Raw genomic sequence first — 14,271 nt, 5'->3', positions numbered from 1 at the left:
TGTAAAGTGAATGACTATCCTCCCTATCCCTAAGGCGCCACGGATAAAGTTTAGTTTTCATTTTCTTTTATGGTAGTATAGTATTGAATTGATATTAAATCTATTTTATAATCTCAAATTCATTAAAAATGAAACGAATTAAAAGAATTACATTCATAGCATTTTTCCTACTTTCCTTAGGTAGTGGAATGACAGCTCAGGCATTGGCTATTAATTGTGGCTGTAGAAAATTGAAAAAAGCACTAAAAAAAATTGATGGAGGTGAATTAAGTTCCGAAAGCGCACAAGCAGTAGCTAAATGTCATGGTGGAGCTGTTGTTAAAGTTTGTTTGTGAAATTTTTGAAATTAATTTAAGACGAGTGAAATCTCGTCTTTTCTATTGTCCTTAAAATGAATAATTTGTCTAAATATCTTGTGTTGCTCGTAATTGCCGTTATTTCTTGCAATCCTAAAAAATCTAATACTGAAAAGGGCTTAATTGACATTAAATTGCTAAAAGATATAGAGTTAAATATTCCTGACATGCAAACAGCATTCAGGACAGCTCCTCAACGATTTAAAAAATATTTGATATACCAAGATCCTTTCAATGAGTCTATTATTGCATTAAATTCTGATTTTTCTTTTAATAAGACTTTGATTAAAAAAGGAGAAGCACCTAATGAAATTCTCAATATTTATTCACACTCTATCACTGATGAATATGTATTTATAATTGGCCCTAATGTTGTAGTTGTCTTTGACGAAAGTCTGAAGCTGCTAGGTAAATACCCTTTTAGTTTAGATATGGCCTACAGTGTCATCAAATGGAATGGTGGCTTTTTAACTGCAGGATTCAATGAAGAAGATGAACATTTTTCTCTGTACAGTTTTGATTTTTCTAGAACTGCCACCTCAATCGAGTTAGTAAAACAACTAGAAGTAGAATCTAAATATATTGAAGAAAGAATGTACTACTCTCATAAATTAATTAATATCAGTAATAGTAGATTTTTATTAATATTCGATTGGTACGGAGAGTATTTTCTAATTGATAAAGCATACAATACAATCAAGACCGATCTTCTACCGTTTAGCGGTGATATGGATTTCTTTTTAGATGAAAGTGTTGTGAAGCCCCCATATTATCAAGCCTATGATAGCTATTTGTTTAATGATAGTTTAGTTTTTATCATTAGGGAATTAGACTTTAACGAAATAGGTCAAGATTTATCAGATGAAGAAGTGATATTGAAAAATTATAGAAATACAATTAGTGTATTTAATAAAGATATGCTTTTTCTTAATTCTATAAAACTTCCAAATGCAGCTGTAAATTTATCTGTTTTACAAGACACACTGATCACCAATGATTTTAACTCCGAGAAAATATATTTATATGAGATCAATATTCAGTAATATTGTATTTACGCTTTTGCTTATAATACTGGCTAATCATTCGAAAGCACAATCGATAGATGATGATTTATTTATTACTGATTTCGAGTTAATCTATGGCAATGATCAAGGAACTATCCATGATATGATCACTTATGGTCATCAAAAAGTGATTGTAACCACAGAGCCTGGAAATTCTATAGCCTATATTATATTATTAAGTAAAGAAAATTTACATCTCGATAGCATTGCAGTAAAATGTGCACCAGCAGAACTTTCTTTATTTTATGATTATGACAAACAGTTATTTAGTTTTAAGCCTTTATTTTTTTATAAAAATGATTTTTGTTCATTGGATTATGAGCCTGGGTTATTATTCTTTAGAATAGATAATGAAGTGGTATATCCAGTTAACTGCGAAAATATAGGTAAAGGAAATCAGGACTCAGAAAGATTTTACTTCCAATCTCATTTAGTAAGCTTTAGTCAGGTAGATAGAAGAAAATATAGTGAACAAAGCGTATTTATTGATAATAAAGAAGTGATCAACTATAAAATAGATGGAAAACACACATTCGATGTTATTTTCCCTTTTTCTGCCAGTGTATCAGAAAGTAATATGTCTATAATAGACATCTACAATAAAGAACTTTATCAGTTCGACAAGGAACTAAACTTTAATTCTTTCAAAGTTCCGGATTTACCAAATGTTGAAGATTATCAGATTGCTTCATCAGAGTTATTCCATTTTGAGAATGGGCACATTGTGTTTTATAGTTTATTCGCTAATAAAGAAACCGAAAATCGTGTGTATAAATTGATGTATTTTGATAAAGATAAAGTCATCGACTTATCTAATAAACTACCGAAAGGAAGAGTTTTTAAAGTAAATATATCGAATCAATACCTTTATGCAATTGTTACTCAATCGATAAAAAATAAGAATAGGAATATGATGTACAAAATGAGAAGCCCTCTTTTTTTAGGAAATTAGTACAGTCTTTGTATCAAGGTATTTACAAAATAAATTGCTAATTATGTTTAGGTTTGGAGTCTGTTTTTAAATTTATTTTAAAAGGGTATATGAATTTTCTTGAATAACAGTAGATATGCTCAAGAATTAAATAAATAATAGCCACCATCCCCATCTTCCACCGCTTTTATAAAAGTTATGATTTTCTACAGAATTATTTCTCTTTTGAAGAGATTATTCAATCGCAATTTCTTAGGGAGATTTGAGAAGATTATCTCACTTACAAAATGGTTCTTTTGGTGAAGCAACGTCAAATTCGGAAATGATACCCACAAATCAATGAGCGATGAAAAAGTCTATCATACTATTTATTTCCTTCGCATTTATATCTTGCAGTCCAACTACAGACGAAGCTGACATCACATTTTCTGATTTCGACTCTCCTCAGGAGGTAGAATTGATCCCGTATGAGGACAAAACCTATGTAAGTTGGACTATTCAAGCTAAAGGCTATGTTAATGATTCCATTAAGATAAAAAGGGATGGATATTATGATATAGTACTTACTGGCACTATAGACACCTTAATTAATGGTGACTACTACGGTAAAAAAGTCGTTAAATATACTATTGATCCATACCGAGCCAAAAATGGTTCAATAGAGCTAAGCTTTAGCTTGTAATATTTTTTCCGAATCCTAAATGCGAATTGAAAAGATATGAGAACAGTTCTAATACTATTTACTTTATTGCTAGTGAGCTGCATTAAGAATGAACCAGATGTGGTCTTAATTAATAGATCGGATATTGATTATGACAGTGCATTAATTTTTGTATCTGAGGCCAATCAAACAGTATTCAGAAATGTTAAAATTGATAGCAGACATGCTGGTTCCATTAGATTTGACACTACAGTAATAGGTGATGGTTGCTATCAATTAGAAGTTTATAATAAAGGCGAACTTAAACATCAAAAGTGTTTCGGCTACTATACAAATGGAGCTTCGTTAAATAGAAGTTTTGAAATAGAGATACAAAAAGATTCAGTTTTAATCGAAATGAATTAATTATCTATTAAAACCCACCATCCCCAACTTCCACCGCTTTTATAAATCTGCTGATTTTCTCCCGAAAAGCCCTTATTTTAGTTCAAATTTAAATGCTACAACTATGAAAAAAATATGGGCTTTTCCACTTGCTTTGGCAATATTTGCCTGCAATAGTGAAGAAAAAAAGGAGAAAATGGAGATTAATTCTTATCCAGAAACCGTAAAGGTTGATACTGTAGATACCTATTTTGGGACTGAGGTTCCAGATCCTTACCGTTGGTTAGAAGACGACCGATCGGAGCAAACAGCCGAATGGGTAGAAGCACAAAATGAAGTGACTTTTGGCTATTTGAATAATATTCCTTTCAGGGATAAAATTGAAGCGAGATTAACTGAGCTTTGGAATTATGCCAAAGAAGGGTCACCTCGTAAGCATGGAGATTATTATTACACCTACAAAAACGATGGCCTACAAAATCAGTGGGTAGTATATCGCAAAAAAGGATTAGATGGAGAAGAGGAAGTCTTCTTAGATCCTAATACATTCTCTGATGATGCTACGACTTCCCTAGCCGGAACTTCTTTTACTAAAGATGGAAGCCTCTTGGCTTATTCTATTTCCGAAGGCGGTTCTGATTGGCGAAAAGTAATTGTAATGGATACTGAAGATAAATCTATAGTAGAAGACACCATCCGCAATGTGAAATTTAGCGGCATCTCCTGGAAAGGCAATGAAGGCTTTTTCTACAGCAGTTATGATAAGCCGGAAGGAAGTGAGCTTTCTGCCAAAACGCAAGAGCATAAATTGTATTACCATAAATTGAATACACCTCAGTCTGAAGACGAATTGATCTTTGGCGGAAGCGAAACCCCTAGACGATACATTGGCGGCTATGTAAGCGATGATGAGCGTTTTCTTTTCATTTCAGCCTCTGTAAGCACTAGCGGTAATGAATTATATGTAAAGGATTTATCCGATTGGAATAACCCTATTGTGCCTATTGCTACAGGTTTTGATAGCGAACATGGGGTCTTAGATAATGATGGCGATCGCCTTTTGATTGAAACCAATCTCGATGCACCGAATAGAAGATTGGTGGAAGTAGATGTCAATAATCCTTCTACGGAGAATTATAAAGATGTCATCCCAGAAACGGAAAATGTATTAAATGTGAGTACTGCTGGCGGTTATATTTTCGCCAATTATATGGTAGATGTGAAAACTGAAGTGCATCAATTTGATTATGAAGGCAATAAAGTTCGTCAGGTAGAATTGCCAGGCATTGGATCAGCCGGTGGTTTTGGTGCGGAGAAAGAAGATGAAAAACTGTATTATAGCTTTACCTCTTTCACTTATCCTTCCGCCATTTTTGAATATGATATTGAGGAAGGAACTTCAGAATTGTACTGGAAACCAGAAATAGATTTCAATCCGGAAGATTACGAAACCGAGCAAGTATTTTACGAAAGTAAGGACGGAACAAAAATCCCGATGTTCATCACCTATAAAAAAGGAATGGAGAAAAACGGTAAAAACCCAACCGAGCTTTATGCTTACGGTGGTTTTAATGTGAGTTTAAGACCAAGCTTTAGCGTTGCCCGTTTGGTATGGTTAGAAAATGGCGGAATCTACGCGCAACCTAACTTAAGAGGAGGAGGAGAATATGGAGAAGAATGGCACAAAGCGGGTACAAAAATGCAAAAGCAAAATGTATTTGATGACTTTATCGCAGCAGCTGAATACTTAATTGAAGAAGGCTATACCAGTTCTGATAAGTTAGCCATTTCAGGTGGCTCGAATGGTGGTTTATTAGTTGGAGCTACCATGACTCAGCGTCCTAATTTAATGAAAGTTGCCTTCCCTGCTGTAGGCGTAATGGATATGTTAAGATACCATACTTTCACAGCCGGTGCTGGTTGGGCTTATGATTATGGTACTTCAGAAGACAGCAAAGAGATGTTTGAATACTTATTAGGATATTCTCCAGTGCATAATGTGAAAGAAGGAGTGGACTACCCAGCTACAATGGTTACTACAGCTGATCATGACGATAGAGTGGTACCTGCGCATTCATTTAAATTTGCCGCAGAGCTACAAGAAAAGCATGCAGGCGATAGCCCGGTTTTAATTCGAATTGAAACCAATGCAGGCCACGGAGCAGGAAAGCCAACCGATAAAATCATCGATGGAATAGCGGATAAATATTCATTCGCTTGGTATAATATGGGCGTGCAGCCTTTTAAAGATGAGATGTAAGATAAGTTGATCTCAAAACCTGTCAGGTTTCCAGAAACTTCATAGTGGATATGGAACTATTTTTCACAATGAGTTGCCAATGAAAACCTGACAGGTTTTAAGCTATTTTTTTAATGTAAATGCTAAAGAAAGGACTTTAAAGACTCTGGCTGTCTATAAAAGGGCGGTCAGAGTTTTTTTGAAAAGCCTTAATCCAGTAAATAGTCTTGAACATGATTTTTTTGATTTCAGGATGTTCAAGATTTACTATTGCTTTAATTTTCTATTATATACACGATGAAATTGTAAGGATTGACTTCCAAAATTAATTAGCAGCCCATCTGCTATATTATAGGCTTCACAGTAGTTAATTGCCTGTGCTTTATGCACTCCTTCTAATTTTTCAAGAGCCTTTATTTCTACCATAACTTTGTTTTCCACATAAAAATCTACTCTTCTAGTGCCAATATTTTCACCTTTGTAATGCAATTCCATTTCTAATTCTCTTTTGAAATCCAATTTTTGTGTTGAAAACTCTATCGCCAACGCTCTCTGGTATATGACCTCTTGGAAACCATTACCCAAAGAGTTATGAACCTCCATTGCACATCCAATAATCTTATGCGTCAGTAAATCTATTTCATTCTTAAAATTCCTGTCCATCTTCTAATCTATTTTAATCCTATTCGAGACTATTTGTGTAATCCGTAAATATATCTATCTCGTTTTTAAAAATCCTGTCCATCCTATAATCCTTTTAAATCCTGTTCAAGACAATGTGAAGTAATTGCCTATCTTTTTAAATTCAAAAAGAATTAATAGGAAAGCTTGAGAGTTCTCCTTAGAGTTTTGTGAAAATTTAAGAAATCGGTAATTGACAAATAGTCACCTGCAATGATCCTTAAAGAATATCGAATTATTTACTACCCAACTTTTTATCCTCCTTTAGCTTTCTCTACAAGCTTTTTCCCTTAAATTAGAGCCTGCATTTGGATTTTTACCATCCTTAGCCTAATCAAAGACCATGACCGAAGAAAAACAAAAGCTTGAACAGCAACTGTGGAATATTGCCAATGACCTGAGAGGGAAAATGGATGCCGATGATTTCCGGGATTACATCTTAGGCTTCATTTTTTATAAATACCTAAGTCGTAAAATGGAGCTTTACGCTAACAAAATTCTAGCGCCAGATAAGCTTACCTATGATGATATCGATGAAGAAACCGATTTAGGACAGCAATACCTGGAAGCCATCAAAGCAGAATCTTTAGAAGCTTTGGGATATTTCCTTAAGCCTTCAGAGTTATTTCATAAGCTTGCGGAAAGAGGGAATGCAGAAGGCAAGACCAAGTTCATTTTGGATGATCTGGATAAGGTGCTCAATAACATTGCACAGAGTACAATGGGTACTGATAGTGAGGAAGACTTTGATAACCTCTTTGAAGACCTTGACCTGACCAGTAGTAAGCTGGGTAAAACGCCTAATGCAAAAAACGAGCTGATCGTAAAAGTGATGAATCGCTTAGATCAGATCGATTTTAAATTGGAGGACAGTGATTCAGACGTATTGGGTGATGCCTATGAATACCTTATTGGACAATTTGCCAGTGGGGCAGGGAAGAAGGCTGGAGAGTTTTATACCCCTCAACAAGTGAGTAAGCTCTTAGCGGCCATTGTGACCACAGGCAAAGAGAAATTGAAAAGTGTATACGACCCCACCTGTGGTTCAGGCTCTCTATTGTTAAGGGTTTCTAAAGAAGTAACAGAAGTAGGGAAGTTTTACGGACAGGAAATGAATCCTACCACCTACAACTTGTGCCGCATGAATATGATCATGCATGATGTGCATTACCGTAGGTTCGATATTAAAAATGAAAATACCTTAGAGCAGCCACAGCATGAAGACGAACGCTTCGAAGCCATTGTGGCAAATCCTCCTTTTTCAGCTAAATGGAACCCGGATGCTGTGATCAATGACGATCGCTTCTCTTCTTATGGGAAGCTGGCACCCAGTAGTAAAGCCGATTTTGCCTTTGTACAGCATATGGTGCACCAGCTTTCAGAAGACGGAACCATGGCTTGCGTGCTACCACATGGCGTTTTATTTAGAGGAGCAGCGGAAGGACATATCAGAGAATATCTGATAAAGGAAATGAATTACCTTGATGCAGTGATAGGACTGCCTGCCAATATATTCTACGGCACCAGTATTCCTACATCGATATTGGTGTTAAAGAAAAAGAGAGAGCATACAAATGATGTGCTTTTTATTGATGCCAGCCAGCATTTTGAAAAGGTGAAAACACAGAATTATCTAAGGGAAGAAGATCTGGATAAGCTAATCAGTACTTACCGAGAAAGAAAAGTAGAAGACAAATACAGCTATGTAGCTAGCTTGGAAGAAATAGCCGAGAACGACTATAACTTGAACATACCCCGCTATGTAGATACCTTTGAAGAAGAAGAGCCGGTGGACATACAAGCTATTGCTAAAGAACTAAAAAATTTGGAAAAGGATATGCAAAGCACCGACCAAAGCATAGCGGACTATTGCAAGGAGTTAGGAATTGAAAGCCCTTTTTAATCATGAGTGAAGCAGAAAAGAAAGTGCCTGAATTAAGGTTTAAGGAGTTTAACGAAAGATGGGTAAAAAAGAGATTAAATGAATCTTGCACTTTTTTTTCAGGAGGAACGCCCACTAGCAGCAATAAAAACTACTACGATGGTAATATACCATTTATCGGCTCAGGCAATATTCATCATAAAGAAGTAGAATCATTTATAACTAAAGAAGCCTTGCAACATTCTTCGGCTAAATTAGTAGAGAAGGGTGATTTATTATATGCTTTGTACGGAGCGAATAGTGGTGATGTAGCAATTTCCGAAATTAAAGGGGCAATTAATCAAGCCATATTGTGCATAAGGACAGAGGAATTAAATATATATTTCGTTGCACTTTTATTAAGCTATAATGAGAACAAGATTGTTGCTAGATATCTACAAGGTGGCCAAGGTAATCTTTCAGCAAAGATTGTTAAAAATTTAAAGTTTTATTTTCCCTCCTTCCCCGAACAGCAAAAGATAGCCGATTTCTTAAGTGCGGTAGATCAAAAAATACAGCAGCTGCAGCGCAAAAAGGAATTGTTGGAGCAATACAAAAAGGGCATGATGCAAAATCTTTTTGCTCAGGAAATCCGCTTTAAACAGGAAGATGGCAGTGACTTTCCTGATTGGGAAGAGAAGAAGTTGGGCCATTTTTTACAGGAAAGATCGGAATATCCTGATAAGGAACTCCCGCTTTATAGCCTGACAATTGAAAATGGAATAGTGCCTAAGACAGATAGATATGAAAGAAGCTTTTTAGTAAAAGACAACAGGAAGGCCTATAAAGTAATGAGGCAAAACGATTTCGCATTTAATCCTATGAATTTAAGATATGGAGCATTGGCAAGACATAAAGAAAATAAAGTAGTTTCTGTGTCAAAATATTACAATATCTTTTATTGTAATGAGTTTGCCAATAACCTTTATTTTGAGACTTATTTGACTTCCTATAATATGATTCAATACTACAATAAGATGGCTACTGGAAGTTTGGAAGAAAAGAAAAGAGTTCATTATCTTGATTTTATAAATTTCAATCTGAGATTCCCATCATTATTAGAACAACAAAAAATAGCCAATTTCTTATCGGCCTTGGATGAGAAGGTGGAAAAGGTGGGGCAGCAAATTGAAAAGGCTCAGGAGTTTAAAAAGGGTTTATTGCAAAAGATGTTTATTTAGAATGATAAGTGCCTCGGTAAATACTATATATGTTATTGAGAGTTTGCCAAAAGATGAGAGACAAACTGGGGCTGAGTTGTATAATGATATAATCAAGAGATATGCAGAATTCTCTCAAAGAGATTTAAAACTTATTACTTATCATATCAAACTATCATCTAAAGACGAACTCCTCAATCTTCTTGATCACTTGAAATCTACAATTCCAAACATGAATTTAGGTCTGTTGATTCATATTGAGTCTCATGGTTCTGAGGATGGTATTCATTTAGCTAATGGAGATATGGTTTCTTGGTCTGAGTTGCAGGAACCTCTTTATACTATAAACTATGAAGCAGACAATAAGCTCTATATTAGTATGGCCAATTGCTATGGCAGATTTCTTTATAAAACGATTGACACTGCAAAAAAAGCACCCTTTTGCGCTTTTTTATCCACAAGTAAAAAAATAAGTCCTTCAGAAATTGGAGAATATTTTGATCCTTTTTTTGATCAACTTATTAAACTACGTGATTTCATTTTGGCATATAAGGCACGAGAAAACTTTGAATCCAAGTTTTATTATAAGGATGTTGAAATGATATTTGATGAAGCTCTTATAAAATGGGATGAGGATATTAATTCAAATCCTGAATTAAAAAGGGGATTTTTTGACGGAATTAAACAAGACTATCAAAAAATAGAGGAGAATAAACCCTGGGCTCCAAAAGCAACAGATCAAAATATAGATTTTGTTTTAGAGCAAGCAAAGAAGGATTATATATTACAATTAAAAAATGTCTTTCTTTTTGGTAAAGGAAGGTTTGGGAGAGCAATAGATAATAATGATTAAGGTTAAAAAATAGACTCAATAAGGAGCTTTCTGTAAAATATTTAATGTATATTTTTATATACAAATAATATACACTACTTTTGTATTAACAGTACTCGCCACGCTACCCGTAGAACAGCGTCCCAGGGCGAGTCTTTTGTTTTTATAGCCCATCCTATTAATCTGTATAAATTTCCTTCTTCTTACCGTTCAATTTCTTATAATAAAGATTATATTAGCATTTCAGGCAATTATTTTAATCCTTAATGCAATATAAAAAGTCTCCCCACTCGATCGATGATCAAATTGAACTCCTGAAAGAGCGAGGACTTACAATAGATGAGAAGGATCTAGCTAATCATTACTTGACCCATGTCAGCTACTACAGGCTTGCAGGCTATTGGTGGCCAATGCAATCTGATAAAGAGAAACACATATTTAAAGAGGGTAGTCTATTCTCTGATGTTATTCATCTATACAATTTCGATAGAGAGTTAAAACTCTTGGTATTTGATGTAATAGAAAAAATCGAGATTTCACTTCGAACTAAATTAATATATCACTTATCACATGAATATGATCCATGGTGGTTCGAAAATGTTAGTTTGTTTAATGACAGTCAAGCATTAATTAAAACACTCTACAGTCTTCAGGAAGAGGTGGAAAGGTCGAAAGAAACCTTCATGAAAGAGCATAAGAAAAAATATAAAAATGATTGCAGATTTCCGCCAGCCTGGAAGACATTAGAGTTAACAAGCTTTGGAGGCTTATCGAAATTATACGGAAATCTTAAAAATACGATAAAGTCAAAAGATGTAATAGCTGAGGATTTCGGAGCGGTCAATCATACCTATTTACCAAGTTGGCTTCAGTCCATAGCTCAAATTCGAAATATTTGTGCGCACCACGCTCGTTTATGGAATAAGAATCTTCCTGGTACTGTGAAGCTTTTATCGAAACCACCCAAAGCTTGGATTGCAGATGTGCCAAAGCAACATGAATTTCAAAGATTATATATTCATTTGTGTATTATGAAGTATATGGTAAATATAATAGCTCCAGAAAATACTTTTACAAAAAGACTCTTGAATCTATTTGAAAAATATCCTAGTGTTGACCCAAATGCATTAGGAATGAAGGAAAACTGGGAGAAGGAGGATCTATGGAAATGAGTCCACAATCCGAAGCCCAACTTGAGCAAGAATTAATTGATCAATTAAACTCACTGGGTTATAAGAAAGTTGCCATTACGGATGGGCAAGCGCTTACGCAAAACCTAAAAGCGCAGCTGGAAGCTTTTAATGATGTTAAACTCTCTAGCCAAGAATTTGACCAGATTCTCAATCATTTAGGAAAAGGAAACGTTTTTGAAAAAGCGAAAACCCTAAGAGATCGTTTTGCTTTCAAGCGCGAGGATGGAGAAGCTGTTTACATTCAATTCTTTGATTCCGAGCAACTCGATCGCAACTTATTTCAAGTTACCCACCAAATCACTCAAGAAGGAAGTTATAAAAACCGCTATGATGTGACGCTACTCATTAACGGTCTACCTTTGGTACAGATTGAGCTCAAGCGGAGAGGTTTGGAAATGAAGGAAGCCTTCAACCAAATTAATCGCTACCAGCGCCATTCTTTTTGGAGTAATCATGGGCTCTTTCAATATGTGCAGCTTTTTGTTATCAGTAATGGAGTTAATACTAAGTACCTGGCTAACAACCGACTGCAATCTTTTAAGCAAACTTTCTTTTGGGCGGATGAACAGAACCGTAACATTAAGCCATTAGACAAATTTACCGATAGCTTTTTAGCGCCTTCTCATTTGGCAAAAATGATTGGGCACTACATAGTGATGAGCGAGTCGAATAAGATCATGATGGCCTTGCGACCATATCAGTATTATGCGGTGGAAGCCCTAATAAAAAGGGTAAAAGATACCAATAGCAATGGCTATATTTGGCATACTACAGGTTCAGGCAAAACCTTGACTTCCTTTAAGGCTAGCCAAATCATTATGGATATTCCTTCTGTGGAAAAGGTAGTCTTTGTGGTGGACCGTAAAGACCTGGATTACCAAACCATGAAGGAGTTTAATAGCTTCAAGAAGGATAGTGTGGACGTCACCAAGAATACGGCTTCATTGGTGAGGCAATTTAATGAGCAATCCAAGCTGGTATTAACTACTTTGCAAAAACTAAATAATGCCATAGGTAAAAAGCATTATGAAAAGCAATTGAGCAGTTTAAGAGATAAAAAGGTAGTTTTTATTTTTGATGAGTGTCATCGCTCTCAGTTCGGAGAGACGCACCAGCGGATTGTAGAATTTTTTCCCAATAGTCAGCTCTTCGGATTTACGGGTACTCCAATTTTTGCTGATAATGCTGCTAAAAATGAATTAGGCAAGAGGACCACCAAAGATTTATTTGATGAATGTTTGCATAAGTATGTGATTACAGATGCTATTCGCGATCAGAATGTCCTCAAATTCGGAATTGAATATGTAGGCAAATATAAGCAGAAGGGAAGAACGCTTTTGGATATTGAAGTAGAAGATATTGATCGTAAAGAGGTCATTGATTCTGAAGTGAGACTGGAAAAGATTGTGGATTATCTTATTGATTATCATGATGTCAAAACCCACAACCGCATGTTCTCCTCTATCATGGCGGTGAGTAGTATTCCCAATTTGATAAAATATTACGAGCTATTCCGTAAGAAACGGGAAGAGGGTAAGCACGATTTAAGAGTGGCTACTATATTTTCTTATGCTGCTAATGAGGAAGATGATGATGCCTCAGGAATGTTGCCGGGTGATGATCTACCCATGGCAGCGGAGCCACAGGCACAGTATCAAAATAGCCACACAAGAGATAAGCTGGAGTCTTTCATCAAAGATTACAATGCACTCTATCAGACGGGCTTTACTACCAAAGACAGTCAACAATTTCAGAATTATTATGAAGACCTATCTAAGCGGCTGAAGGAAAGAGAAAAGGAAAGTTTTCAAGATAAAGATCGTCTGGATATTCTTTTAGTGGTAAACATGTTTTTGACAGGTTTTGATGCCAAGATGGTCAATAGCTTATATGTTGACAAGAATCTGAAATATCATGGATTGATTCAAGCTTTCTCGCGTACCAATCGCATCATTAATGACACCAAGTCGCAGGGAAATATTTTATCCTTCAGAAATCTAAAGAAGTCCACCGATGAGGCAATTACTTTATTCTCCAATAAAGAGGCCAAGGAAGAGATATTAATGCCTGATTATGAGAAGGTAGTCAATCAATTTTATAATGCTTTTGAGGAATTGAAAGCAGTTACGCCAAGCGTGGAAAGTGTAGATGATTTATTGACCGAAGAAGATGAATTGGCCTTTGTGCAGGCTTTCCGTTCCTTAATGCGGATAAAGAATGTGCTAGGCTCATATACTGACTTTGACTGGGAAGATATGCCGCTGACAGAGCAGGAGTTTCTTGATTATACCAGTAAATACCTAGATCTAAGAGATAAAGTCAAAAATGAGCATACCAAAGAAAAGGTATCCATTTTAAATGATGTCGATTTCGAATTGGAGCTTATCCATAGAGATGAAATCAATGTGAGTTACATCCTCAAGCTATTGGCAAAATATAAGGAGTCGAAGGAAAGTGAAAGAGCCGCTCAGAAAAAGCATATCATGGATTTAATGGGAGGGGAGATCGAGCTACGTTCTAAGCGAGAATTGATAGAGAAATTCATAGATGAGCATCTTCCTAAGATAGAAGACACAGATAAAATTGCAGATGAATTTGAGAGCTTTTGGGAAAATGAGCGAATAATGGCTCTAAAGGAATTATGTGATGAAGAGAATTTAGACCAACAGCAATTCAAAGCCTTGATCGATGCCTACATCTATAGTGAGCAGGAACCCTTGAGAGATGAAGTTTTTGAATGCCTTGACGATCGACCTAGTGTTTTACAAGCCCGAACCATAGGCGAGCGAATCATCACCAAAATGAAAGAATTTGTGCAGGTGTTTGTGGAAGGGATGAGGGCTTAATCT

The 14,271-nt window shown here is 35.6% G+C and carries 12 protein-coding genes; 11 read left to right on the top strand and 1 reads right to left on the bottom strand.

Features of this window, described 5'->3' with window-relative positions; all coding sequences use genetic code 11:
- The first annotated feature begins 128 nt into the window (after positions 1 to 128).
- From QYS47_RS15520 to QYS47_RS15495, 6 genes are all read left to right on the top strand, one after another.
- Positions 129 to 335 (top strand): hypothetical protein, encoded by a 207-nt coding sequence (locus QYS47_RS15520; protein WP_302123140.1) that lies wholly within the window; start codon positions 129 to 131, stop codon positions 333 to 335.
- A 65-nt stretch (positions 336 to 400) separates the two neighbouring features.
- Positions 401 to 1,399 carry a hypothetical protein gene (locus tag QYS47_RS15515; RefSeq protein ID WP_322347046.1) on the top strand — a complete coding sequence of 333 codons (999 nt, stop codon included), beginning with the start codon at positions 401 to 403 and terminating at the stop codon, positions 1,397 to 1,399.
- On the top strand, positions 1,380 to 2,372 hold the full coding sequence (locus QYS47_RS15510; protein WP_322347045.1) for a hypothetical protein: 993 nt from the start codon (positions 1,380 to 1,382) through the stop codon (positions 2,370 to 2,372). The genes QYS47_RS15515 and QYS47_RS15510 overlap by 20 nt, the downstream gene beginning before the upstream one ends.
- Before the next feature lie 325 nt (positions 2,373 to 2,697).
- Entirely contained in the window at positions 2,698 to 3,033 is a 336-nt protein-coding gene (locus QYS47_RS15505; protein WP_302123144.1) for a hypothetical protein, read from the top strand.
- A 36-nt stretch (positions 3,034 to 3,069) separates the two neighbouring features.
- A complete protein-coding gene (locus tag QYS47_RS15500) occupies positions 3,070 to 3,417 on the top strand; it encodes a hypothetical protein (protein ID WP_302123145.1) in 348 nt (115 codons plus the stop codon).
- Between the two features lie 103 nt (positions 3,418 to 3,520).
- On the top strand, positions 3,521 to 5,656 hold the full coding sequence (locus tag QYS47_RS15495; RefSeq protein WP_322347044.1) for a prolyl oligopeptidase family serine peptidase: 2,136 nt from the start codon (positions 3,521 to 3,523) through the stop codon (positions 5,654 to 5,656).
- Positions 5,657 to 5,902: 246 nt separating this feature from the next.
- Here QYS47_RS15495 and QYS47_RS15490 read toward each other — a convergent pair whose 3' ends face one another.
- On the bottom strand, positions 5,903 to 6,298 hold the full coding sequence (locus tag QYS47_RS15490; RefSeq protein WP_322347043.1) for a GxxExxY protein: 396 nt from the start codon (positions 6,296 to 6,298) through the stop codon (positions 5,903 to 5,905).
- A gap of 361 nt (positions 6,299 to 6,659) precedes the next feature.
- Between QYS47_RS15490 and QYS47_RS15485 the strand changes: the two genes are divergently transcribed.
- The 5 genes from QYS47_RS15485 to QYS47_RS15465 all read left to right on the top strand — a co-directional run bounded on the left by QYS47_RS15485 (position 6,660) and on the right by QYS47_RS15465 (position 14,268).
- Positions 6,660 to 8,219 (top strand): type I restriction-modification system subunit M, encoded by a 1,560-nt coding sequence (locus QYS47_RS15485; RefSeq protein WP_322347042.1) that lies wholly within the window; start codon positions 6,660 to 6,662, stop codon positions 8,217 to 8,219.
- 2 nt (positions 8,220 to 8,221) lie between these two features.
- The gene (locus tag QYS47_RS15480) at positions 8,222 to 9,418 is read left to right on the top strand and encodes a restriction endonuclease subunit S (protein ID WP_322347041.1); all 1,197 of its coding nucleotides are present in this window, start codon (positions 8,222 to 8,224) and stop codon (positions 9,416 to 9,418) included.
- A 1-nt stretch (position 9,419) separates the two neighbouring features.
- A complete protein-coding gene (locus tag QYS47_RS15475; RefSeq protein WP_322347040.1) occupies positions 9,420 to 10,250 on the top strand; it encodes a hypothetical protein in 831 nt (276 codons plus the stop codon).
- Between the two features lie 245 nt (positions 10,251 to 10,495).
- Positions 10,496 to 11,401, top strand: coding sequence for an Abi family protein (locus QYS47_RS15470; protein ID WP_322347039.1), 906 nt, complete (start codon positions 10,496 to 10,498; stop codon positions 11,399 to 11,401).
- Positions 11,398 to 14,268, top strand: a complete 2,871-nt coding sequence (locus tag QYS47_RS15465) for a type I restriction endonuclease subunit R (RefSeq protein ID WP_322347038.1) — start codon at positions 11,398 to 11,400, stop codon at positions 14,266 to 14,268. Before QYS47_RS15470 ends, QYS47_RS15465 begins: the two co-directional genes overlap by 4 nt.
- Positions 14,269 to 14,271: the final 3 nt, after the last annotated feature.

This window comes from Marivirga arenosa (assembly GCF_030503875.2).
Classification (GTDB): Bacteria; Bacteroidota; Bacteroidia; order Cytophagales; family Cyclobacteriaceae; genus Marivirga; species Marivirga arenosa.
Note: the sequence above shows the minus strand (reverse complement) of the source record. Positions and strands in the feature narration are given on the sequence as shown.